Origin of the sequence: Leucobacter allii (genome assembly GCF_022919155.1) — a bacterium.
Lineage (GTDB): Bacteria > Actinomycetota > Actinomycetes > Actinomycetales > Microbacteriaceae > Leucobacter > Leucobacter allii.
Map to the genome: position 1 here is coordinate 1,309,888 of NZ_CP095045.1, position 22,257 is coordinate 1,332,144.

Consider the following 22,257-nt stretch of genomic DNA (forward strand, 5'->3'; position numbering starts at 1 on the left):
ACGAGGCTCCCGGGCAGAGGAGACACCAGCGATGGTGAAGCACACTACAGAAGAACAGCACGAAGCAGTATCGGGCGCCGAGGCCGCGATCGAGGGAGCGTCGCCGGAGGAGGCGACGGCCGTCACGGTCCCGACGGACGGCGCCGCGGCGGAGTCCGTCGGGACCGGCGACGACGCGGACGGCGCGCCGGCAGACGGCGCGCCGGGCGAAGCCCCCGCGGACGGGCCCCGGCTCATCCTGCCGCTCGCCGACATGACGCCGCAGGAGCGCTTCCGGGCGACCACGCGCCTGCTCTTCCTCGCGCCCGACGTGCCGCCGGTGCAGCCGCGCCCTCGACGGAGCGAGCTGCGCCAGAGCGAGCTGCGCCAGCTCGACGAACTGCTCGACCAGCACCACGCCGTCGATGAGCCCGCGGAGCCGCGCGAGGGCGGCGCCGGAGCGTCCCGCCGCACCCGGCGCCGCTCCGGCGGGCAGTTCGAGGACGAGGAGAGCCCGCGGCCGCGGCAGCGCCAGGCGCCCGTCGTCACCGAGCCGCAGCGGGTGAAGGGATCCACCCGGCTCGAGGCGAAGAAGCAGCGCCGCCGCGACGGACGGGACGCCGGCCGACGCCGCACCGTCATTACCGAGTCCGAGTTCCTCGCGCGTCGCGAGTCCGTCGATCGGGAGATGATCGTCCGCACCACCGCCGATCGCGTCCAGATCGGCGTGCTCGAGGACAAGGTGCTCGTCGAGCACTACGTCGCACGCTCCAGCGAATCGTCGCTCATCGGCAACGTCTACCTCGGGCGGGTGCAGAACGTGCTGCCGAGCATGGAAGCGGCCTTCGTCGACATCGGCCGCGGCCGCAACGCCGTGCTCTACTCGGGCGAGGTCGACTGGTCGGAGTTCGAGGGCGGCAACACCGCCCGGAAGATCGAGAACGCGCTCAAGCCGGGCGATCAGGTGCTCGTGCAGGTGACGAAGGACCCCGTGGGGCACAAGGGCGCCAGGCTCACGAGCCAGATCTCGCTGCCGGGGCGCTTCCTCGTCTACGTGCCGGGCGGCGCGATGAACGGGATCTCGCGCAAGCTCCCCGACACCGAGCGCGCGCGGCTCAAGAAGATCCTCAAGGAGGTGCTCCCGAGCGGTGCCGGCGTGATCGTGCGGACCGCGGCCGAGGGCGCCAGCGAGGAGCAGCTCACGCACGACGTGCAGCGCCTGACGCGGCAGTGGGAGTCGATCAGCGCGCGCGTCGCGAAGGGCGGCGGACCGGTGCTGCTGCACTCGGAGCCCGACATGCTCATCAAGATCGTGCGCGACGTCTTCAACGAGGACTTCCATCGTCTCCTCATCGCGGGCGACGAGACCCACGAGACCATCGAGCGCTATCTCTCCCAGGTCGCACCCGACCTCATGCAGCGCGTGGAGCGCTACGCGGGGGAGCGCGACATCTTCGACGAGTACCGCGTCACCGAGCAGATCGCGAAGGCGCTGGACCGCAAGGTGTGGCTTCCGTCCGGCGGGTCGCTCGTCATCGACCGCACCGAGGCCATGACGGTCGTCGACGTCAACACCGGCAAGTTCGTGGGCTCGGGGGGAACCTCGAGGAGACCGTCACGAAGAACAATCTCGAGGCGGCCGAGGAGATCGTGCGCCAGCTCCGGCTGCGCGACATCGGCGGCATCATCGTCGTCGACTTCATCGACATGGTGCTCGAGTCCAACCGCGATCTCGTGCTGCGCCGCATGGTCGAGTGCCTGAGCCGGGATCGCACGAAGCACCAGGTCGCCGAGGTCACCTCGCTCGGACTCGTCCAGATGACCCGCAAGAAGCTCGGCCTGGGGCTGCTCGAGTCGTTCAGCGAGCCCTGCGAGGTGTGCGCCGGCCGCGGCGTCATCGTGCACCACGAGCCCGTCGGCAGGCACCGGGGCGACGGCGGAGCTCGCGGGCCCAAGCGCGGCGGGAAGCCGCAGCAGCACGCCCACCCCGAGCCCAAGACGCAGACGCACGCCATCACCGACGGAGCGAAGAACATGCTCGCGCAGGTCGCCGCGTCGACGCTCCACCCGGCGAAGCCCGCGGAGTCCGACGAGCATCGCGCCGCGGATGCGCCCGGCGAGCGGCCGACGGGGCGCGTGCAGGCGCGTGCGCCGCGCGAGTCCCGCGAACCGGCCGGACGGGCGCCCGCCGGAGATCTCCTCGACTCGGTGCTCGACGCGCTGCCCGAGGCGCCGGTCGCCGGCACGGGCCGCGCCCGCAACCGCCGGGTGTCGACCGCGCCCCTGAGCGGCGGCCAGCCCCGCGGCGCGGACACGGCGGGCGAGGATCGCGCTGCCGTCGACCCCAAGGAAGCCGCGCGACGGGCCCTCGCGGAGGCGCTCGACCTCACGGTCAAGCGCAAGGCGGGGGACCAGGAGTGACACGCGGAACGCGGTATTTGACCGAATTCGGTGATCCACGATATTATTGAGCGTTGGTGCCACTCCGATGGGTGGCGGATACCTCAGACTTCGAAGCCGGCACGGCCGCTTCGACTCGGAATACGTTCCTCGAGAAAAGGGTGACAAGTGGTTTACGCAGTAGTGCGCACAAGCGGCCGTCAGGAGAAGGTCGAGGTCGGCTCGATCATCACCGTCAATCGTGTGGCGGGTGACGCGAAGGGCAAGCTCGAGCTGCCCGCCGTGCTCCTCGTCGACGGCGACACGGTGACCACGGACGCCGCGGCGCTCGCCAAGGTCAAGGTGACGGCGGAGGTGCTCGAGGACCTCCGCGGGCCGAAGATCGTCATCCAGCGCTACAAGAACAAGACCGGTTACAAGAGCCGCCAGGGGCACCGTCAGGATCTGACGCGCCTCAAGGTCACCGGCATCAAGTAATCCTCCGGATACGACTCAAGGAGTAGAGACCCATGGCACATAAGAAGGGCGCCAGCTCGACCCGCAACGGCCGCGACTCGAACGCACAGCGTCTCGGCGTGAAGCGCTTCGGCGGCCAGCAGGTGAACGCCGGCGAGATCATCGTCCGCCAGCGCGGCACCCACTTCCACCCCGGCGCGAACGTCGGTCGTGGCGGTGACGACACCCTCTTCGCCCTCGCCGCAGGCGCGGTGGAGTTCGGTGTGAAGGGCGGCCGCAAGGTCGTCAACATCGTCGCAGCCGCGTAAGCGGTTCCGACAACGGCGAGGCGGGCTTCGGCTCGCCTTTTGCCGTATCCGGCGGGAGTCGCCGGTCCTGTGTGGAAGAACCGCAGGGGCAAGGAAACACGCCTGCGGCGCGATCGACGCGCACAGGATGAAGCGGGAGTCGAGGGTCTCACATGGTCACGTTCGTCGATCGGGTGCAGCTGCATCTCCAGGCCGGTCGAGGCGGCAACGGCTGCGTGTCGATCCGGCGCGAGAAGTTCAAGCCGCTCGCGGGCCCCGACGGCGGGGCGGGCGGGCACGGCGGCGACATCGTCATCGTCGCCGATCCCCAGGTCACGACCCTGCTCGAGTACCATCGCCGCCCCCACCGCAGCGCGGAGAACGGCGGCTACGGCGCGGGCGACTACCGGGCGGGCGTGAACGGCCCCGAGCTCCTGCTCCCCGTGCCCGTGGGCACGGTGGTGAAGGACGCGGCGGGGGAGACCCTCATCGACCTCACCGAGGCGGGCACCCGCTTCATCGCGGCCAAGGGCGGCATCGGCGGGCTCGGCAACCATGCGCTCGCGAGCTCGAAGCGCAAGGCGCCGGGCTTCGCCCTGCTCGGCACGGAGGGCTGGGCCGGGTCGATCACGCTCGAGCTCAAGACGATCGCCGACGTCGCGCTCGTCGGCTACCCCTCGGCGGGCAAGTCGAGCCTCATCGCTGCGATGAGCGCCGCGAAGCCCAAGATCGCCGACTACCCCTTCACGACCCTGCACCCGAACCTCGGCGTCGTGCAGATCGCGGATCACCGCTACACGATCGCCGACGTGCCCGGCCTCATCGAGGGCGCGAGCGAGGGCAAGGGCCTCGGCCTCGACTTCCTCCGCCACGTCGAGCGCTGCAGCGCCCTCCTGCACGTTCTGGACTGCGCCACGCTCGAGCCGGGACGCGACCCGATCTCCGACCTCGAGGTGATCCTCGGCGAGCTCGCCGCCTACGCCGTCCCCGAGGGCCAGACGCCGCTGCTCGAGCGCCCGCAGCTCGTCGCGCTCAACAAGATCGACGTCCCCGAGGCCCGCGAGCTGGCCGAGTTCGTGCGCCCGGAGCTCGAGTCGCGCGGCTACCGGGTGTTCGAGATCTCGACCGTCTCCCACGAGGGCCTGCGGGAGCTCAGCTTCGCGCTCGCCGAGCTCGTCGAGGAGGCGCGCGCCCGCGACCTCGCGGCGGCCGAGGCGCAGCCGCGCATCGTGCTGCAGCCCAAGGCCGTCGACGACGGCGGCTTCCGCGTGGTGCCCGAGGGCGGCACCTACGGCACGATCTACCGGATCCTCGGGGCGAAGCCGGAGCGCTGGGTCGCGCAGACCGATTTCGTCAACGACGAGGCCGTCGGCTACCTCGCCGACCGCCTGCAGAAGCTCGGCATCGAGGACGCGCTCGTCAAGGCGGGCGCGACCGCGGGCTCCACGGTCGTCATCGGCCCGGGCTCCGGCGTCGTGTTCGACTGGGAGCCGACCGTCACGAGCGCCGCGGAGGTCCAGATGGGCGCCCGCGGCACCGATCTGCGCGTCGACCAGAACGGGCGTCGGACCAACAAGGAGCGCCGCGTCGAGTACCACGACCGCATGGACGCGAAGGCCGAGGCGCGAGCCGAGCTGGAGCGCGAACGTCGTGCGGGCATGTGGGAGGAGGAGTCGTGAGCATCGGCGAGGAGCTGCTCCGCGCGCGACGCATCGTCGTCAAGGTGGGCTCGTCGTCCGTCAGCGGCGACAACGCCGCGCAGATCCCCGAGCTCGTCGACTCGCTCGCGCGCCTCCACGCGGCGGGCGCCGAGGTGATCCTCGTCTCGAGCGGTGCGATCGCGACGGGCGTCCCCTTCCTGCGGCTCGACGATCGCCCCGAGGACCTCGCGACGCAGCAGGCCGCGGCCGCGGTCGGGCAGAACATCCTCGTGAACCGCTATCAGCGCGCCTTCACGGCGCACGAGATCATCGCGGGCCAGGTGCTGCTCACCGCCCACGATATGGAGAACCCCACGCACCGCGGCAACGCGCGGCGCGCGATCGAGCGCCTGCTGCAGCTCGGGATCCTCCCCATCATCAACGAGAACGACACCGTCGCGACGCACGAGATCCGATTCGGCGACAACGACCGGCTCGCCGCGCTCGTCGCCCGGCTCGTCGGCGCCGACCGGCTCGTGCTCCTCTCCGACGTCGATGCGCTCTACACCGCGCCCCCCGTGACGAAGGGCGCGAAGCGCATCGCGCACGTCCCCTACGGCGACCGGCTCGAGGGGATCGAGATCGGCGAGAGCCAGTCCGGCTGGGGCACGGGCGGCGCCGCGACGAAGGTGCAGGCGGCGCGTCTCGCGGCCGACGCTGGCGCGGCAGTCCTGCTCACGGAGACGCGGCTGTTCGCCGCCGTCCTCGGCGGCGCGGATCACGGCACGCGGTTCGATGCGGCGCCCGCCGCCTCGCTAGGCTTGCACGCATGACCGCATCTGATCCCTTCATCGACCGGCTCGCCCGAGCCCGTGCGGCGGCCAAGCGCCTCGCGACCGCGACGACCGCGCAGAAGCACGCCGCCCTCGAGGCCATCGCCGCGGGCATCGAGGGCGCGATCCCGCGCATCGTCGCCGCGAACGCCGAGGACCTCGAGCGCGGACGGGCGAACGGCATCGGCGACGGCCTGCTCGACCGCCTGCGTCTCGACGAGGCCCGCCTGCGCGGCCTCGCCGCGGCCGTGCGCGAGGTCGTCGCGCTGCCCGACCCGATCGGCCAGGTCGTCCGCGGGAGCACGCTGCCGAACGGCATCACCATCAATCAGGTGCGCGTCCCCTTCGGCGTCGTCGGCGCCATCTACGAGGCCAGGCCGAACGTCACGGTCGACATCGTCGCGCTCGCGCTCAAGAGCGGCAACGGTGCGGTGCTGCGCGGCGGTTCGGCCGCGGAGCGCTCGAACGAGGTGCTCGTCGCGCTGATCCAGGAGGCGATCTCCCGCGCGGGCCTCGACGGCGACGCCGTGCAGACCATCGACGAGTTCGGCCGCGAGGGCGCGGGCCGACTCATGCGCGCCCGGGGCTACGTCGACGTCCTCATCCCGCGCGGCAGCGCCGGGCTCATCTCCACCGTGGTCCAGGAGTCGACCGTGCCGGTCATCGAGACCGGCTCGGGGATCGTCCACGTCTACGTCGACGCCAGCGCCGAGGCCGAGATGGCCGTCGGCATCGTGACCAACGCGAAGACGCATCGCCCGAGCGTGTGCAACGCCGCCGAGACCCTGCTCGTGCACCGCGAGGCGGCGCCTCGCCTGCTGCCGGCCCTCGCGGCCGCGCTCCGGGGGTCCGGCGTCGAGCTCTACGCGGACGCCGCCGCGCGCGAGCTGCTCCCCGACGCGGGCGCGGTCGCGGCGGACGAGGAGACCTGGGCGACCGAGCACCTCGCGCTCGAGATGGGCGTGCGGATCGTCGACTCTCTGGACGAGGCGATCGCCCACATCGAGCGCTATTCGACGCGGCACACCGAGGCGATCGTCACCCAGGACTACGCGAACGCGGAGCGCTTCCTCGCCGAGGTCGACTCGGCGGTCGTGATGGTGAACGCCTCGACGCGCTTCACCGACGGCGGCGAGTTCGGCTTCGGCGCGGAGGTCGGCATCTCCACCCAGAAGCTGCACGCGCGCGGTCCGATGGGTCTGCCCGAACTGACGAGCACGAAGTGGCTCGTGCGCGGCAGCGGGCAGATCCGCTGATCAGACCCGATACACTGGACACACCCACCCGAAACGTCAGGATTGCAGGGATCTCAATGTCACTTCTCGCCACGATCGCCGTCGCCGCTGAAGAGGGCCACCACGTCGTCAACGAGCTGCCGTTCCCGGCACCGCTCTTCGGCGTGATCGCGCTCGGAGTCTTCACCGCGCTCGCCGTGGTCACCTTCTCCTTCCGCGACGTGGCGAACCGGCACGCGGCGAAGGCCGAGGCGTACGCGCGCGAGCACGGCGCCGATCAGCAGCACTGAGGCGCGCCCGACGGTGAAGGCGAAACGTCGCATCGGGGTGATGGGCGGCACCTTCGATCCCATCCATCACGGTCACCTGGTCGCGGCGAGCGAGGTGGCGCAGAGCTTCGACCTCGATGAGGTCGTGTTCGTGCCCACGGGGCACCCCTGGCAGAAGACGAACGTCTCGCCGAGCGAGCACCGCTACCTCATGACGGTGATCGCCACTGCGTCGAACCCCCGCTTCACGGTGAGCCGCGTGGACGTGGACCGCGCCGGACCCACGTACACCGTCGACACGCTCCGCGACCTGCGCGAGCAGATGCCCGAGGCCGAGCTCTTCTTCATCTCGGGGGCCGATGCCGTCGAGCAGATCCTGAGCTGGAAGGATGTCGACGACCTGTGGGACTTCGCGCACTTCATCGCGGTCTCCCGCCCGGGGCATGAGCTGTCGCTTTCTGGATTGTCCGGCGAGCACGTAAGCTTGTTGGAAGTCCCTGCTCTCGCGATCTCCTCGACGGATTGCCGGGAGCGGGTCGCCCGTGAGTATCCGGTGTGGTACCTCGTTCCGGACGGGGTGGTGCAGTACATTGCCAAACACGGGTTGTATTCCAAGGAAGCGACAGAGCATGAGTGAGCAGGACGAACAACGACCGCTGACGCGCCGCGAGCGCCGGATGCGGGAGATGGCCGAGACCGGCGCGCTGGATCTCTCCGAGGTGCCCGAGGCCCTGGCGGCGGAGCCGGCGGCCCCGGCCGCCTCCGAGACGCCGGCGCCCGCAGCGCCTGCGGCCGCTGAGGAGATCGAGATCTCCCCCTTCCACGAGGACGGGACCCCGCGCAGTCGGCGCGAGATGCGTCAGCTGCGCGAGGCGGCGCTCGCCGAGCGCGCCGAGCCGGCGCCCGCCGCCCCGGCCGAGCCCGACGCCCCGGCCGAGTCCGCCGCGTCGCCCGCGCCCGCAGCTCCGGTCCCCGCCGATGAGGCGCCCGCCGCGCCCGTGTCCGCTGATGCGGCGACGGCTGAGCCCGTGCCCGCCGAGCCGGCGCCCGCCGATGCGGGGCCGGTCGCGCAGCCCGCGCCGGCCGCAGCGACCCCGATCGCTCCCGCACCCCCGAAGCCGGATCCCGCCCCCGCGTCGTCGGGCGGCGAGCCGGAACCCGCGACGGGCGCACCCGAGCAGGCGGCGGCCTCCGACGACCGGGATCCGTCGCAGGCGACGGCGGAGCCGGTCGGCGCGCCCGACGCCGCCGATCCCGTGGCCGGTGCCGCATCGTCGTTCTCGACTTCGGCGGACGCCGCGGAGGATCGGCCGGCCGTTCCGGTGACCGGCGAGGTGGACTTCGACTCGCTCATCGCCCCGCCCACGGAGCCGTTCACGGTCTCGGAACTGCAGGAGGCCGAGCAGGGCTCCGCGAACGGCGCGCTCCCCGAGGAGCAGGCACCGTCCGAGGGCGCGCCCGCAGACCTCGAGTCCGCGGCCGTCGCGCAGGATGCCGCGACCCCCGAGGCGGGACCCGCGTCCGCCGGCGATGCCGAGTCGGCAGCCGAGCCCGCGCCGGGCGCGAGCGAGGCCGAGAAGCCCAAGCGGCGATTCTGGCAGCGGGGCAAAGCGGCCGCGACGGCTCCCGACCCCGCGGCGGACGCGAGTGCTGCGCGCCCCGAGGCGGATCCCGCGGCGGCGCCCGCCGTCGGCGCGGATCCCGCCGAGCCCCAGACCGTCGCGATGCCCGCGGCCCCCGTGCCTGCGGCCGCCCCCGCTCCCGTTCCGGATCCCGAGCCGACCCCCGTCTCGGAGCCGACGGTCGCTCCCGAGCCGTCGGCCGCTCCTGACTCGTCGACCGCGTCCGGGCCGGCCGGCCCGGCCCGGCCCGGGGCAGCCACGGAGGCGGGGCCGACCGCCGCGGTACCGAGCGCGGAGCCCGAGGCCACGCGCCCCGAGCCCGAGACCCCGGGTCCCGAGCCCACGAGCCCCGAGGGGAAGAAGAGCTACTCCTTCCCCGATATCGCTCCGCCCGAGGAATGGCGCTCGGTGTTCGACGACCCCGCCTCGCGCACCTTCCCCGCCGCCGGGGCCCAGAACGGCGACGGCGATTTCGATGATCTCATCTCCCGTGCAGTGGCCCAGGAGGGATCCACCAGCAGCACCGGAACCGCGGCGCTGATCCTCCCCGGCATGCCGGACGACACCGGCGGGCTCGCCGGCCCCCTCGGCGGCACCGGCGAGCTCTACGTCACCGGCTCCCTGCAGCTCCCGAAGTCCCTCGGCGAGACCGGTGGGCATTCCGCCCTCCACGACTCGATCGAGATGGACCCCATCACGGGCGAACCGACGAACGACCCGCAGACGACCGGTCAGGGACCGGCTCCGGTCTCCGCGCGGCACGCCGTGAGCGCGCTCGTGCCCTCCGGGGTCCCCGTGGTCGCGAAACCGGCGAAGGAGCGGAGCAAACTCCCGCTAATCCTCTCCCTCACGGGCGGCGGTCTGCTCGTCGTCGTCGTCGGACTGGGCGTCTGGGGCGCGAGCAACGGGATGTTCGGCTAGACCTGATCGCGGTGGCGACCGCCACGGGATCGATGCGCGCGCCGCAGGCCGCGCTGAACGAATGGAATTGAGACTTCAAGTGAGCGAACTTCGCGACGTCAGGGCCGATCTGGGGATCGCCGTACGTGCGGCAGACGAGAAGGGTGCGACCGGACCGGTCGCGCTCGAGGTGACGGAGCAGTTCGGCCTCGCCGACGTCTTCCTGGTGCTCGGCGGCAGCGTCGAGCGGAACGTGCAGGCCATCTCCGACGCGGTCGAGGATGCGCTGAACGAAGCGGGGGTGCGGACACTCCGGCGCGAGGGCCGCGAGACCGGCCGCTGGGTGCTGCTCGACTTCGGCGACCTCATCGTGCACGTCTTCCACCAGGAGGAGCGGGACTTCTACCAGCTCGAACGGCTGTGGCAGGACTGCCCGACCATCGACGTCGCCGGGATGCTCGCGCCGTCGTCCGAACGCGCCGAATAGTCGCACCGGCGGGCGCCGCCCGTCCGGCGTCAGCGGATGTACACGTCGAGGTGGTTGCCGACCGTGCCGCGGTCGTAGATCTTGCCCGGGTAGCCGAACGGGGTCTCGTAGACGGTCCCCTTGGGGGCGTCGCCAGCGAGCACGATGTAGCCGTCCTCGTCGCTGACGTATCCGGCGGCGTTGACGTGGCGCCCCGGGATCTGGAGCCCCGGACCGGGGAGCACCTGCTCGCTGTAGAACGTGAACTTGTAGCCGCCCCAGGCGACCGCGCCGCTGAACATGAACTGCTCCAGCGTGTAGAGCGCATCCTTCGGAGACTCCTCGTCGCCCCCCGTGGTGCTCGCCGACTGCTCGGCGGCGGCTTCGACGCTGAGGTCGATCGCGAGCCCCGAGGCCGCCTCCGCGGTGCGCACCCGCTGCTCGGCGGCGGGTGCGGCGGTCGTTCCGCCCGGGTCCCCGTCCGCGGCGAAGGCGCTCGGCAGGGAGTACGGCGCCATCGCCGCCGAGCCGAGGAGGACGACGATCGCCGCCGCGCAGCCCAGTCGACGCAGCCGCCCGGGGGCGGTGGCGGCGGGAGAGGCGGCGGTCGGCATGCACCGATCGTATCCCAGGCGTCTGCGCATCGCGTCCGAGCGGGGCGAAGTCGGACGGCGCGCCTCGGAGACTCTCGCGGTGCTCCCGCGGTGTCGCTCGCCGCGGAGGTGCCGCCGTGCGCGCTTCCGATCCCGGCGCTACGCGGGCGCCGGGCCCGCCGCCTCCTGCAGCACCTCGCGGAGCCGGTCGACGGTCGCGCCCGCCGCGGCGCGGCGGTTCAGCTGCGCGGCCGGGTCGATCCCGCCGGTTTCTCCGAGCAGCCCGAAGCCGAGGTCGGCTCCGTGGTCGGCGAGCGCCTGCAGCACGTCGGCGTCGCCGTCGTCGAGGGTCGGGTTGCCGAGCAGCACGTTGACCGGCGTCATGAACGAGAACTGCCCCGAGGCGTCGAGACCCTCCGCCCCGCTCTGCGTCGCGCCGAGGAGCCAGAGCGCCAGCTCGCGCCGCGCCCGCGGGTCGCGGTTGCTGAGCACGGCATCCAGGAGGAAGCGCCACTCGGGCGCCTCGAGCTGCACGTCGAGGAGCTCGTCGAGGGTCCCGGTGAGCGCGGCCTCGGCGGGGGCGCGGAAGCCGGCGAGCGACGTCGCGACCTCCTCGGGCGCGGCAGCACGGCCGAGCATGAAGCGACCGTACTCCGGGTCCGCCAGGGCCGCCGCCGTCAGCGGGACGCCCATGCGCAGCAGCACGCGCAGCTGGGCCACCCCGAAGCGCTGGGAGAGGAGCATCTCGAGGGGATCGACGTCGTCGATGACGCTCGCGTCGTAGACCTCGCGGACGGTGCCCGGCGACGCCCGCCAGTCGAGCCCGTCGGCCCAGAGCACCGCGGTCGCCGCCGGCAGCGCCCCCTGGGCCGTGGGCACGACCGGGACGACGCCGTGCTGATCCCGGTCGCGCACGAGCGACAGCAGATCCTCCGGGACGCCTGCGAAGCGCGCGGCGATCTCCTCGGCGGTCGGCTCCGGGCCCTGCCGGTCGCATGCCACGATCAGGCCGCGCCGATCGTGAGTGCGATACCAAATCCAGGCGAAGCCGCCCGACCGCAGGACGATCCGGCGCGCCTCGGGCACCACGGCCTCGCCGCGCGCACCCGAACCGGGGAGCGACGGACCGGCCCACGGCACCGTGCGAGCCCCGTCGCCGTCGAACGAGCCGGTCGCCATCGCGATCTGCAGCTCTTCGACGACCCGACCGCGCCACCACGGCTCCCAGTGCCGCATGCCGCCGAAGAGCGCGGCGACGGCGTCGAGCTTGCAGACCGCCATCAGGGCTACGGGCCGGTCGCCGTACTCGTCGTCGTCGGAGTACCCCGCGCACAGCAGCAGCGCGTGGCCGTTGACCCACCAGATCCGTGCCGACTCGAAGCCGCCGCCGCGGAGGAAGCGCGTCATGGGCGACTTGATGAGCTCGCCCGTCTGCCGGTCGTGCGCGCGCACGACGCCGGCCTCGCCCCAGCGCTCGCACAGTCGCCGATCGAGCCGCGTGGTCCACTCCTGCACCGCGTCGACGACCCAGGGATCCCCGAGCAGCAGCGCCGCGTGCACCTCCCGATCGCCGGTCTCGCCGAAGAAGTCGATCCTGCCGATGCGGAAAGCCTCGTGCTCCTCGCCCTCGGAAAGGGCCTTCACGGGCACCTCCTGCGTCCACCAGGCCCGGGTGAGTCGATCGATGCCCTCGGTCACGGCCTCGGGGGTGAGGCCCTCGGGCAGGCCGTACCCGAGTCGGACATCGCCCTCCGGCCGCGGCTGCGCCGGGTACGGGCATCCCGCGAAGACCGCCTCCACGAGAGATCTGCGCTGCTCGGCGTCCGGCGCGGCCGGGTCCGCCTGCGGCGCGAAGTCGTCGGTCGTGAAGTCGCCGCCGATCCGCAGCGGCCGCGCCACCGCCGCACGGAATCCGAACTCCTCGAGGTCGAGACCGTGCTGATAGGCCAGCTCGACGAACACCTCGGGCGAGATCCAGGACTCGCCGTCGAACCAGTACGCCCCGGTGATCCGGGGCAGCAGCGCGCCGTCGAGCGCCGCGAACTCCAGCGCGTGCTCGGCGACGCCGCGCGGGCCCTCGCCCGGGGCCGTGAGGCACGCGAGCAGGTCGCTCGGCACCCCCTGCAGCATGCGCGCGGTCAGCCCGAGCCGCTCGTCGTCCTCGAGTGCGTCGAGCATCCGCGCGAAGCGGCACTCCGGATCCCGGAACAGCAGCAGCTGGCGCCCGTCGTCCGCGAAGACCCACGTGGTGGTGACCCCGTCCTGCCGCAGCAGATTGGTGCGCGACGCCTCGATCGGTGCGCCCCGCAGTCGGGCCTCTCCGCGGTCGAACATCGTGCTCAAGAGCCAGGCTCGGCGGTGCAGCTCCTCGGGGAGCTCGCCGCGCATGAGCCGCGGGTGCCGCGTGTCGCCGTCGTCGATGAACGCGGACATGCCCCGCATCATCGTGTCGCGCGAGAGGGCGAAGGCGAGCTGGTGCAGGTCGCTCGCCTCGGGCTCGCCCGTCCAGCGGGTGACGAGGGCGACGAAGTACGCGCCGCGATCCCACAGTTCGGCGCTCGCGAAGCCCATCGACAGCATCAGGTAGTCGAGGATGCCCTCGGGCTCCCGCTCCTCGCCGACGAGCCTCGGCTCGTGGGTCTCCGGGGCGCCCCAGGCGTCTCGCAGCGCGTCGCGCACCTCCGATGCGTAGTCGATGATCCGTCGCCCCAGGGGGCCGGAGGCCTCGACGACGTCGGAGTCGTAGGCGGCGGTGACGACGAAGCGCACGCCCTGCGTGCTGTAGAAGTCGACGCCCTCGAACTCCGCGTCGTCGTCGGTGCCCTCGAGGGCGGCGATCGCCCGGCCCAGGAACCCCGGCACGTCTGCCGGGTCCTCGGTCGCGAGCTCGTACGGCTCGTCGTCCGCGTCATCGTTCTCGCGGTCGTGCGGCTGCGGTGCGTCCTCGGCCATGATCACCATCGTAGCGACACGAACGACGAAGCCCCGCCTCAGGGAGGAGGCGGGGCTTCGTCGTGATGGTGGATCTGAGGGGACTCGAACCCCTGACCCCCTGCATGCCATGCAGGTGCGCTACCAGCTGCGCCACAGACCCGGGAAGTCGGGCGAATGCTCACCCGACAACTCTTCGAGTTTACACCCGGCGCCCCCGGCGGATGCAAATCGGCGCTCTCGCTCCGGGATCCCGCGCGTGTCACGCGTTCCGTCCCCGGTCGCGGGGTGGGAGCGGCCCCCGCGGCCCCGCAGTCCCTTGGCCCCGCGGCCCCTTGGCCCCGCCCCGTCCGCCCGCGCCCGCCCCACCCCGCCCGCGAAGCCGCGAGAATGACGCGAACGGGGGTTTCGCCGGGCGCAAGAGGCACGTTCGCGTGATCTCCGGGTGATTCCGCGCGGGGTCGCGGGCGTCCGGCCGGGCTCAGGCCTCGGCGCGCCGGCGCCCGCGGATCCGTCCGAGGAGGCCGTGCCTCGGGCCGAAGAGGTAGACGAGCACGAAGGCCGCGCCCTGGGCGAGCACGACGAGCCCTCCCGATGCCGCGTCGAGCCAGTAGCTCGCGTAGATGCCGACGGCGGAGCACAGCACCGCCAGCGTCGGGGCGATGACGAGCATGCGGCCGAAGCGGTCGGTGAGGAGATACGCCGTGGCGCCGGGGATGATGAGCATCGCGACCACGAGGATGACGCCGACGACCTGGAGCGCCACGACCGCGGTGAGCGCGAGCAGGCCGAGCAGCAGTGCGCCGAGCAGTCGCGGATTCAGCCCGATCGCCCGCGCGTGCGTGGGGTCGAACGCGAAGAGGGTGAGGTCCCGGCGCTTCACGAGGACCGCGACCCCGGCGATGGCGGCGAGCACCGCGATCTGCAGGAGGTCGGCCGTCGTCACGCCGAGCACGTTGCCGAAGATGATGTGCGTGAGGTCGGTCTGGCTCGGGGTCACCGAGATGAGCACGAGGCCCAGGGCGAAGAGGGTCGTGAAGACGATGCCGATCGCGGCGTCCTCCTTCACCCGGCTGGTGCTCCGGATCGCGCCGATGGCGGTCACGGCGATGAGCCCGAAGACGATCGCCCCGAGCGCGAATGGCGCTCCGACGATGTAGGCGAGCACGACCCCGGGGAGCACCGCGTGCGAGACCGCGTCGCCCATGAGGGACCAGCCGATGAGCACGAGCCAGCACGAGAGCAGCGCGCACACCGCGGCGGCGATCCCGGTGGCGAGCAGCGCCCGGCCCATGAACTCGTACTGCAGCGGTTCGAGGAGGAGGTCGAGCGGGGTCATGCGAGTCCTTCCAGGGCGTCGGGATCGAGTCCGAAGGCGAGCGACAGGCGCTCCGGCGCGAGCGCCTCGCGGACGTCGCCGTGGAAGAGGATGCGGCGCAGCAGCAGCGCCGCGTCATCGGCGAGCGCGGGGAGCGCGTGGAGATCGTGCGTCGAGACGAGCACCGTGCTGCCGGCATCCGCGAGCTCCCGGAGCAGGCGCACGATGGTCGCTTCCGAGCGCTTGTCGACCCCGGCGAAGGGCTCGTCGAGGAGCAGGATGCCGGCGCCCTGCGCGAGGCCGCGGGCCACGAAGGCGCGCTTGCGCTGGCCGCCGGAGAGCCGGCCGATCTGCCGATCGGCGAGGTCCTCCAGCTCCACGCGCGCGAGCGCCGCGTCGACGGCCTCGCGGTCGGCGGCGCGGGCGCGCCGCATCGGGCCCATGCGCCCGTACCGGCCCATCATCACGACGTCGCGCACGGACACGGGGAAGGCCCAGTCGACGGCCTCGCTCTGCGGCACGTAGCCGACGAGGCCGCGGCTCCGCGCCTCGGCGGGGGAGCGGCCGGCGATGCGAACGTCGCCGCGCTCCGGCCGCACTCCGCCCATGATCGCGGTGAACAGCGTGGACTTCCCCGAGCCGTTCATCCCGATGAGGCCCGTGACGCGACCCGGTCGCACCGCGAGCGTCGCGCCGTCGAGCGCGGTCACCTCCCCGTAGCGGACCACGAGGTCGTCGATCCGGATCGCCGGCTCCGGCGCCCCCGCATCCGATCCCGCGCTCGCCGCCGGCCGCGCCGCGCTCACGATCCGCTCCCGGTGAGCGCCGACGCGATGGTCTCGGCGTCGTAGCGGATGAGGTCGAGGTAGCTCTGCACGGGGCCGTCCGCCTCGGAGAGGGAGTCGACGTAGAGCGTGCCGCCGAACCGCGCGCCGGTGGCCTCGACGACCTGGCGCATGGCGCGGTCGGAGACGGTGGATTCGCAGAACACCGCGGGCACGTCGTGCTCCTGGACGAACTCGATCGTGTCGGCGATCTGACGCGGAGTGGCCTGCTGCTCGGCGTTCACCGGCCAGATGTACTGCTCGGCGAGACCGGCGTCGCGCGCGAGGTAGGGGAAGGCGCCCTCGCAGCTCACGAGCGCCCGCTGCGGCTCGGGCAGTTCCGCGAGCGCCGCCTCGAGCTCGTCCTGCACCTCCTGGAGCTCGGAGCGGTAGGCGGCGCCGTTGGCGGCGAACTCCTCGGCGTGCTCGGGCTCGAGCTCGGAGAAGGCCGCGACGATGTTGTCGACGTAGCGCTGCACGAGCGCCGGGCTCATCCACGCGTGCGGGTTCGGCTTCCCGGCGTACGCGTCCTCGGCGATGTCGATCGGGGCGATGCCCTCGGTGACCACGACGTGGGGCACCTCGACCTGCGCGACGAACTGCGCGAACCAGGCCTCGAGCCCGAATCCGTTGTCGAGGATCAGCGCGGCCTCCGCGGCCTTCGCGATGTCGAGCGGCGTCGGCTCGTAGCCGTGGATCTCGGCACCGGCCTTGGTGATCGACTCGACGCGGATGCGGTCGCCCGCGACGTTGCGGGCAATGTCGGCGAGGACCGTGAAGGTCGTGAGCACGACCGGGGCGTCCTCGGGGACGCCGCCGCGGGGATCGGCCCGGGAATCCGGCTCCGCGCAGCCGAGCAGGAGCGGGGCGAGGAGGAGCGGGAGACCGAGGGCGCCGAGGAGGCGACGTGCTCGGGGACGGTGCGGCATGGATTCTCCGTATAGGTGAAGATCAAAGTTCGTGTAGTCGAACTTTTATGATCATAGCCCCTCGGCCCGGGTGGGGGGAAGCCCCTCGACCCGGGCGGGGGAAGCCCCGCGGCCGAGGCGGAACGGGCGGCGCCGAATGCGCAGGAGCGCGGGTCCGGGACTCCGGGGGCGTAGACTCGGGCCGTGTCCCGTGCCACCCTCCCCGATCTCGCGGTCGTCGCCGTCGGCGGAGCCGCGGGCTCGCTCGCCCGCTACGGCACGGGTCTCCTCATCGGGTCGCCCGATGCGAACGGGGGATTCCCGTTCGCGACGCTCCTCGTGAACGTTCTCGGCGCCTTCCTGCTCGGTGCGCTCGTGGAGGTCGTCGCCCGGCGCGGCGGCGAGCGCGGGCGCTGGCGCACGGCGCGGCTGCTGCTCGGCACCGGCGTGCTCGGCGGCTTCACGACCTACAGCCTCTACGCCGGCGACACGGCGCGACTGCTCCTCGAGGGGCGGATCGGGGTCGCGCTCGGTTACGCCGCGGCCACGCTCCTCGCCGGCGCCGCGGCGAGCGGCCTCGGGATCCTGGCGGGGCGCGGCATCGCGCCGGAGGCGGCGGCGCACGCGGAGGATGCGCGATGAGCGGCGCACTGCTCGCGTTCGGGATCGCGGTCGCCGGCGGACTCGGCGCGGCGCTGCGCCACCTCGTCGACAGCGGCCTGCCTGACCGGGTGCGGGCGCGCTTCCCCTGGGGGATCCTGCTCGTCAATCTGAGCGGCTCCCTGGTGCTCGGGATCCTCACGGGCCTCGCGCTAGACCAGCGCATCCTCGCGGTCCTCGCGACCGGGCTCCTCGGCGGCTATACGACCTTCAGCACCGCGAGTCTCGACACGGTCAGGCTGCTGCTCGCGCGCCGGATCGGGGCCGCGCTCGCGAACGGCCTCGGAGTGCTCCTCGCGGCGACGGCGCTCGCGGGATGCGGGATGCTGCTCGGCGCGCAGCTGCGGGGGTGACCGGCTCAGCGCACCCGTTCGACCGCGAAGCGCAGCTCGGGGTGCGCGTACGCCTCCTGCGCCGCGACGAGCTCGAGCTCCCGGCCGCCGCCGGCGAGGGTGCGCTCGAGCAGGGCGAAGACGCTCGCCGTCGTGCGCGCGAGCGCGTCGGCCGCGTCGCCGGTGCGACGGACGTGAGCGGTGAAGAGCGCCGCCGTCACATCGCCCGAGCCGTTGACCTTGAACGGGAGGTGCGGGGTGCGCGCGAGCCACGCCCCCGCCGGTGTGACCGCGAGCATCTCGACCGTTCCGGCCGGGCGGTCCGGGCGTTCGACGCTCGTGACGAGCACCGTCTGCGGGCCGAGCTCCCGCGCGCGGTCCACGGCGTCGAGGGTGGTCTCGAGCGTGTCGGGGGCGGTTCCGGTGAGGAAGCCGAGCTCGAACTGGTTGGGAGTGATGAGGTCGGCGCGGGGGACCACGCGATCCCGGATGAGCCGCTGCACCTCGGGGGCCACGTGGCAGCCGGAGCGGGCGTTGCCGAGCACGGGGTCGCAGGCGTAGATCGCATCGGGGCTGTGGTGCTTCACACGGTCGACCGCGTCGAGGATCGCGTCGCCGATGCTGTCGCCGCCCTGGTAGCCCGAGAGCACCGCGTCGACGCCGGCGAGGCCCCCGCGCTCCTCGATGCCGAGAACGATCTCGCGCACCTCGTCCCCCGACATGAGTGGACCCCGCCAGGCCCCGTAGCCCGTGTGGTTCGAGAAGCAGACCGTGTGCACCGGCATCACCTCGACGCCGATCCGCTGCAGCGGGAACACGGCGGCGGAGTTGCCGACGTGGCCGTACGAGACGGAGGACTGGATCGAGAGGATGCGCATGACTCCGATCCTCCCATTGGTCCTCCGAGTAGACCATCCTCTCGTCGATCGAGTGGACCACTCCTCGTGTCAGACGGCGCGGCCCGGGGAGAGGATGCCGCGCGGATCGAGCGCGGACCTGATCGCGCGCTGCACGTCGCGCGACACGGCGTCGAGCTGCCACGGGAGCTCGTGCAGTTTCACGGCGCCGATGCCGTGCTCGCCCGAGATCGTGCCGTCGAGGGAGAGCGCAAGCCGGGTCACCTCGTCGAGCACCGCTTCGGCCCGGGCGCTCCCGTCCGCGCCCTCGGGCAGCTCGACCGTGCTGTGGAGATTGCCGTCGCCCGCGTGGGCCACGGTCGAGACGCGGACGCCGCGCCGCCGCGAGATCTCCTCGACGCCGCGAAGCATCCGGGCGAGCGCGGCCACCGGAACGCCGACGTCGCAGGAGAGCTTCAGGCCGCGCGCGTTGAGCGCGGGGTTCGAGAGACGGCGCGCCTCGAGCAGCGCGTCGGAGTCCGACACCTCGGTGTCGACGGCGCCGTGCGCGGCGCAGCTCTCCGCGATCGCCCGAGCGTGCGCCTCCGCGTGCTCGCCGACCGTCTGACCGACGAGCATCGCGCCGCCCGGCACGACGAGCCCGCTCGGCCGGAACGATTCGATGATCTCGACGCTGAGCGCGTCCATGAGCTCGAGCACCTCGGGCCGGGCCGGGCCGTTCACGATCGCCGTCACCGCGTTCCCCGCATCCTCCAGGCGGTCGAAGCTCGCGCGGAAGGTCCGGGGCGTTCCCGGCGGCACCGGGTGCAGGCGCACCGTGACCTCCGTGACCACGCCGAGGGTGCCCTCCGAGCCCACGAAGAGCCGGGTGAGGTCGTAGCCGACGACGTTCTTGCGCGTCCGCGCCCCGGTGCGCAGCACCCGGCCGTCGGCCAGCACGACCTCGAGCGCCGCGACGGCGTCCGAGGTGACGCCGTGGGCGACGCAGCGCAGCCCGCCCGCGTTCGTCGCGACGTTCCCGCCGACCGTGCAGCTGCGCGCGCTCGCGGGGTCAGGGGGGAAGAACAGCCCGTGCGCGCGGCAGGCGCGGTCGAGCTCCGCCGTCACGACCCCGGGCTCCACGACCGCGAGCCGGTTCTCCGCATCGATCTCGAGGATGCGGTCCATCCGCTCGAGGGACAGGATCAGGCCGCCGTCGTAGGACAGCGCCCCGCCGGAGACGCCCGTGCCCGCCCCGCGGACGCTCACGGGCACCCGTGAGGCGTGCGCCCAGGCGAGCGCCGCGGAGACCTCCGCGGTCGTGGTCGCGAGGCACAGCGCGAGGGGCGCGCCGTCCGGCACGGCCCGGGAGGCGTCCCGCATGTAGGGAGCCAGCTCCGCCGGATCGCGCACCAGGCGCCCCGGCGTCCCGAGTGTCTCGAGCTCCCGTGCCAGCCGATCCAGGTCCGGCCCCGTCGTCCCATCGTCCATGCCCACAGCGTAGCGCCGGTGCGCGGCGCCGGTGCGCCGCGTCCGCCGTGGCAGGATGGGGGACATGGATGGAGACGGGGCGCGGGCCGCGGGCGCCGGGCGCTACGCGCCGAGCCCCTCCGGGGATCTCCATCTGGGGAACCTCCGCACGGCGCTGCTCGCCTGGATGTTCGCGCGCTCGAGCGGGAGGCGCTTCCTCATGCGGATCGAGGATCTCGACCGCGCCCGCGACGCGGGGAGCGCCGAGCGGCAGCTCGCCGATCTCGCGGCGCTCGGGCTCGACTGGGACGGCCCGCCCGTGCGGCAGACCGAGCGCTCCGCGGCCCACGAGGCCGCGATCGCCCGGCTCGCGGATGCCGGCCTCGTGTACGAATGCAGCTGCACGCGACGGGACATCCTCGCGGCGCCGTCGGCGCCGCACGCACCGCCCGGCGCCTATCCGGGGACCTGCCGCGATCTCGATCCTGCCGCGCGCGCCGCGGCCCGCGACCGGATCGCGCCGCGGCTCCCGGCGCTCAGACTCAGGGTCCCCGAGGGGACCCGCGCGCCCGCGTTCACCGACCGCGTGCTCGGCGCGCAGCACGGCGACATCGACGATCTCGTGCTCCGCCGCGGCGATGGAACCGTCGCCTACAACCTCGCCGTGGTGGTGGACGACGCGGCCATGGGCGTCGACCAGGTGGTGCGCGGCGACGACCTCGCCCCCTCGACGCCGCGGCAGATCCTGCTGCAGCGCCTCCTCGGCCTGCCCTCGCCCCCGGACGTGGAGTACGCCCACGTGCCGCTCGTGCTCGGCCCGGAGGGGGCGCGGCTCGCCAAGCGCGACGGCGCGGTCACGCTCGCCGAGCTCCGCGAACGCGGCATCGGCCCCGTGGCCGTGCTCGGCCGTCTCGCCGCCTCGCTCGGGCTCGCATCGCCCGGGGAGCCCGTCACGCCCGCGCGGCTGCTCGAGCGCTTCGACCCGGACGCGCTGCCGCGCGAGCCGTGGACGTGGACGGATCCGGCGGTGGAGCGGCCCGGTCCGGCTACTTCTTGAGCGCGCGGATGATGCGGGCGAGCGCGCGCCCCGCAACCCAGACGAAGGGGACGCCGACGGCGATGAGGGCGATGAGGTTCGGCTCGAAGCGCGTCGCGCCGTCGCGGCTGACGTAGGCCCCGACGGGGATCGCCATGCCCCCGCCGCCTCCGCCCGAGCCGACGCCCTGCGCGTCGGGGCCGGAGCTCTCGCCGTCGCCGAGCGCGCCGGAGCCCTCGCCCTCGCCCGCACCGAAACCGTAGCTCGTGCATGCGACCGGGATGATCGTGGTGCCGTCGACCTCGATGGGTGCGCCGAACGCGGCGTTCACGCCGACCTCGGTCACGGTGTCCGCCAGCTGCTTCGTGAGATTCGCCATGGCCCCAGCCTAGCGAGCGGGGCTACTCCGGGGTAGGGGGCTCCGCGACGACGCGCAGCGCCTCGGCCAGCGGGCGCTTCGCGGTGATGTGGTCTCCGGATGAGACGTGCTTGATCCGGCGGATCACCCAGGGGACGAGGTGCTCCCTCGCCCACACCACGTCCTCCTTGCGGGCCTGCCGCCAGCCGCGCACCGGGAGCGCCGGCGGGTCGAGCGGCGGCAGGTCGTGCGGGACGTTGAGCGCGTCCAGCGCGGCACGGGCGATCGTGTGGTGCCCGAGCGCATTCAGATGCAGCCGGTCGCCGGCCCAGTACCGGCTGTCCTGGAGCTCCTCGAGCGCCCACTGGTCGACCACGACGCAGTCGTGGCGCTGCGCGACCTTCCGCACGTTCTCGTTGAAGATCGCGACCTTGCCGCGGATCGTCCGGAAGACGGGCTGGAACGCGGTGTCGACGCCCGTGAAGAGCAGGATCGTGGCACCGCCCTCGCGGAGCCTGGACACGATCCGTTCGAGCCGGGCCGCGACCTCGTCGGGATCGCTGCCCGGACGGATCACGTCGTTGCCCCCCGCGCAGACGCTCACGAGGTCGGGGCGCAGATCGAGCGCCGCGTCCACCTGCTCCTCGGCGATCTGCTGGATGAGCTTGCCGCGCACCGCGAGATTCGCATATGAGAACTCGCCGCCGAAGCCGCTGAGCACCTCCGCGAAGCGGTCCGCCCAGCCCCGCAGGCCGCCGGGACTGTCGGCGTCGGGATCCCCGACGCCCTCGGTGAAGGAGTCGCCGATGGCCACGAACCGCGACCACGGCAGTTCGATCCCGCTCCGGTCCTCCGCCCGCTGCTGCGTCACGTCACGCCCCAATCGTCCGCGCGGCGCACTCCG

General features: G+C 73.0%; 21 protein-coding genes, 1 tRNA gene and 1 pseudogene. 13 read left to right on the forward strand and 10 right to left on the reverse strand.

Annotation, left to right across the window (positions count from 1 at the left end):
• Positions 1 to 31: 31 nt before the first annotated feature.
• The 10 genes and pseudogenes from MUN78_RS06080 to rsfS all read left to right on the forward strand — a co-directional run bounded on the left by MUN78_RS06080 (position 32) and on the right by rsfS (position 10,108).
• A pseudogene (locus MUN78_RS06080) lies at positions 32 to 2,400 on the forward strand (Rne/Rng family ribonuclease).
• Between the two features lie 147 nt (positions 2,401 to 2,547).
• On the forward strand, positions 2,548 to 2,856 hold the full coding sequence (gene rplU / locus MUN78_RS06085) for a 50S ribosomal protein L21 (RefSeq protein WP_244693628.1): 309 nt from the start codon (positions 2,548 to 2,550) through the stop codon (positions 2,854 to 2,856).
• Positions 2,857 to 2,888: 32 nt separating this feature from the next.
• A complete protein-coding gene (gene rpmA / locus MUN78_RS06090; protein WP_244693629.1) occupies positions 2,889 to 3,143 on the forward strand; it encodes a 50S ribosomal protein L27 in 255 nt (84 codons plus the stop codon).
• Between the two features lie 152 nt (positions 3,144 to 3,295).
• Positions 3,296 to 4,801, forward strand: coding sequence for a GTPase ObgE (gene obgE, locus MUN78_RS06095; RefSeq protein ID WP_244729461.1), 1,506 nt, complete (start codon positions 3,296 to 3,298; stop codon positions 4,799 to 4,801).
• Positions 4,798 to 5,595, forward strand: a complete 798-nt coding sequence (proB, locus tag MUN78_RS06100; protein WP_244693631.1) for a glutamate 5-kinase — start codon at positions 4,798 to 4,800, stop codon at positions 5,593 to 5,595. The genes obgE and proB overlap by 4 nt, the downstream gene beginning before the upstream one ends.
• On the forward strand, positions 5,592 to 6,851 hold the full coding sequence (locus MUN78_RS06105; protein ID WP_244729463.1) for a glutamate-5-semialdehyde dehydrogenase: 1,260 nt from the start codon (positions 5,592 to 5,594) through the stop codon (positions 6,849 to 6,851). The genes proB and MUN78_RS06105 overlap by 4 nt, the downstream gene beginning before the upstream one ends.
• A 56-nt stretch (positions 6,852 to 6,907) precedes the next feature.
• Positions 6,908 to 7,120, forward strand: coding sequence for a hypothetical protein (locus MUN78_RS06110; RefSeq protein WP_244693633.1), 213 nt, complete (start codon positions 6,908 to 6,910; stop codon positions 7,118 to 7,120).
• A gap of 40 nt (positions 7,121 to 7,160) precedes the next feature.
• The gene (nadD, locus tag MUN78_RS06115) at positions 7,161 to 7,736 is read left to right on the forward strand and encodes a nicotinate-nucleotide adenylyltransferase (protein ID WP_244729465.1); all 576 of its coding nucleotides are present in this window, start codon (positions 7,161 to 7,163) and stop codon (positions 7,734 to 7,736) included.
• Positions 7,729 to 9,642 (forward strand): hypothetical protein, encoded by a 1,914-nt coding sequence (locus MUN78_RS06120; protein WP_244729467.1) that lies wholly within the window; start codon positions 7,729 to 7,731, stop codon positions 9,640 to 9,642. The genes nadD and MUN78_RS06120 overlap by 8 nt, the downstream gene beginning before the upstream one ends.
• Before the next feature lie 61 nt (positions 9,643 to 9,703).
• The gene (gene rsfS, locus MUN78_RS06125; RefSeq protein WP_429952303.1) at positions 9,704 to 10,108 is read left to right on the forward strand and encodes a ribosome silencing factor; all 405 of its coding nucleotides are present in this window, start codon (positions 9,704 to 9,706) and stop codon (positions 10,106 to 10,108) included.
• Positions 10,109 to 10,137: 29 nt separating this feature from the next.
• Here rsfS and MUN78_RS06130 read toward each other — a convergent pair whose 3' ends face one another.
• The 6 genes from MUN78_RS06130 to MUN78_RS06155 form a co-directional block, all read right to left on the reverse strand.
• Complete coding sequence (locus tag MUN78_RS06130; protein WP_244729469.1) at positions 10,138 to 10,701, reverse strand: hypothetical protein; 564 nt, start codon at positions 10,699 to 10,701, stop codon at positions 10,138 to 10,140.
• 138 nt (positions 10,702 to 10,839) lie between these two features.
• Positions 10,840 to 13,632 (reverse strand): hypothetical protein, encoded by a 2,793-nt coding sequence (locus MUN78_RS06135; protein WP_244729471.1) that lies wholly within the window; start codon positions 13,630 to 13,632, stop codon positions 10,840 to 10,842.
• Between the two features lie 66 nt (positions 13,633 to 13,698).
• Positions 13,699 to 13,774: transfer RNA gene (locus tag MUN78_RS06140), tRNA-Ala, on the reverse strand.
• A gap of 318 nt (positions 13,775 to 14,092) precedes the next feature.
• Positions 14,093 to 14,950, reverse strand: a complete 858-nt coding sequence (locus MUN78_RS06145) for a metal ABC transporter permease (protein ID WP_244729472.1) — start codon at positions 14,948 to 14,950, stop codon at positions 14,093 to 14,095.
• Positions 14,947 to 15,735, reverse strand: coding sequence for a metal ABC transporter ATP-binding protein (locus MUN78_RS06150; RefSeq protein WP_244729473.1), 789 nt, complete (start codon positions 15,733 to 15,735; stop codon positions 14,947 to 14,949). Before MUN78_RS06150 ends, MUN78_RS06145 begins: the two co-directional genes overlap by 4 nt.
• On the reverse strand, positions 15,732 to 16,682 hold the full coding sequence (locus tag MUN78_RS06155; protein ID WP_244729474.1) for a metal ABC transporter substrate-binding protein: 951 nt from the start codon (positions 16,680 to 16,682) through the stop codon (positions 15,732 to 15,734). The genes MUN78_RS06150 and MUN78_RS06155 overlap by 4 nt, the downstream gene beginning before the upstream one ends.
• Before the next feature lie 183 nt (positions 16,683 to 16,865).
• Here MUN78_RS06155 and MUN78_RS06160 point away from each other — a divergent pair, with 183 nt between their 5' ends.
• Together MUN78_RS06160 and MUN78_RS06165 are read left to right on the forward strand one after the other, a co-directional pair.
• Positions 16,866 to 17,303: a fluoride efflux transporter FluC gene (locus tag MUN78_RS06160; protein ID WP_244729475.1), complete on the forward strand. Its 438-nt coding sequence runs from the start codon at positions 16,866 to 16,868 to the stop codon at positions 17,301 to 17,303.
• The gene (locus MUN78_RS06165) at positions 17,300 to 17,674 is read left to right on the forward strand and encodes a fluoride efflux transporter FluC (protein WP_244693643.1); all 375 of its coding nucleotides are present in this window, start codon (positions 17,300 to 17,302) and stop codon (positions 17,672 to 17,674) included. The genes MUN78_RS06160 and MUN78_RS06165 overlap by 4 nt, the downstream gene beginning before the upstream one ends.
• Before the next feature lie 5 nt (positions 17,675 to 17,679).
• On the opposite strand, the gene pdxY is transcribed toward MUN78_RS06165, so the two are convergent.
• Both pdxY and MUN78_RS06175 read right to left on the reverse strand, forming a co-directional pair.
• On the reverse strand, positions 17,680 to 18,531 hold the full coding sequence (pdxY, locus tag MUN78_RS06170; RefSeq protein ID WP_244729476.1) for a pyridoxal kinase PdxY: 852 nt from the start codon (positions 18,529 to 18,531) through the stop codon (positions 17,680 to 17,682).
• Positions 18,532 to 18,600: 69 nt separating this feature from the next.
• Complete coding sequence (locus MUN78_RS06175) at positions 18,601 to 19,980, reverse strand: FAD-binding oxidoreductase (protein ID WP_244729477.1); 1,380 nt, start codon at positions 19,978 to 19,980, stop codon at positions 18,601 to 18,603.
• Between the two features lie 64 nt (positions 19,981 to 20,044).
• Here MUN78_RS06175 and gluQRS point away from each other — a divergent pair, with 64 nt between their 5' ends.
• Positions 20,045 to 21,016, forward strand: a complete 972-nt coding sequence (gluQRS, locus tag MUN78_RS06180; protein WP_244729478.1) for a tRNA glutamyl-Q(34) synthetase GluQRS — start codon at positions 20,045 to 20,047, stop codon at positions 21,014 to 21,016.
• On the opposite strand, the gene MUN78_RS06185 is transcribed toward gluQRS, so the two are convergent.
• The gene (locus MUN78_RS06185; protein ID WP_244693647.1) at positions 21,006 to 21,374 is read right to left on the reverse strand and encodes a spore germination protein GerW family protein; all 369 of its coding nucleotides are present in this window, start codon (positions 21,372 to 21,374) and stop codon (positions 21,006 to 21,008) included. The two genes, gluQRS and MUN78_RS06185, sit on opposite strands and share 11 nt — an antisense overlap.
• Positions 21,375 to 21,396: 22 nt before the next feature.
• Positions 21,397 to 22,224 carry an SGNH/GDSL hydrolase family protein gene (locus MUN78_RS06190; RefSeq protein ID WP_244729479.1) on the reverse strand — a complete coding sequence of 276 codons (828 nt, stop codon included), beginning with the start codon at positions 22,222 to 22,224 and terminating at the stop codon, positions 21,397 to 21,399.
• Positions 22,225 to 22,257: the final 33 nt, after the last annotated feature.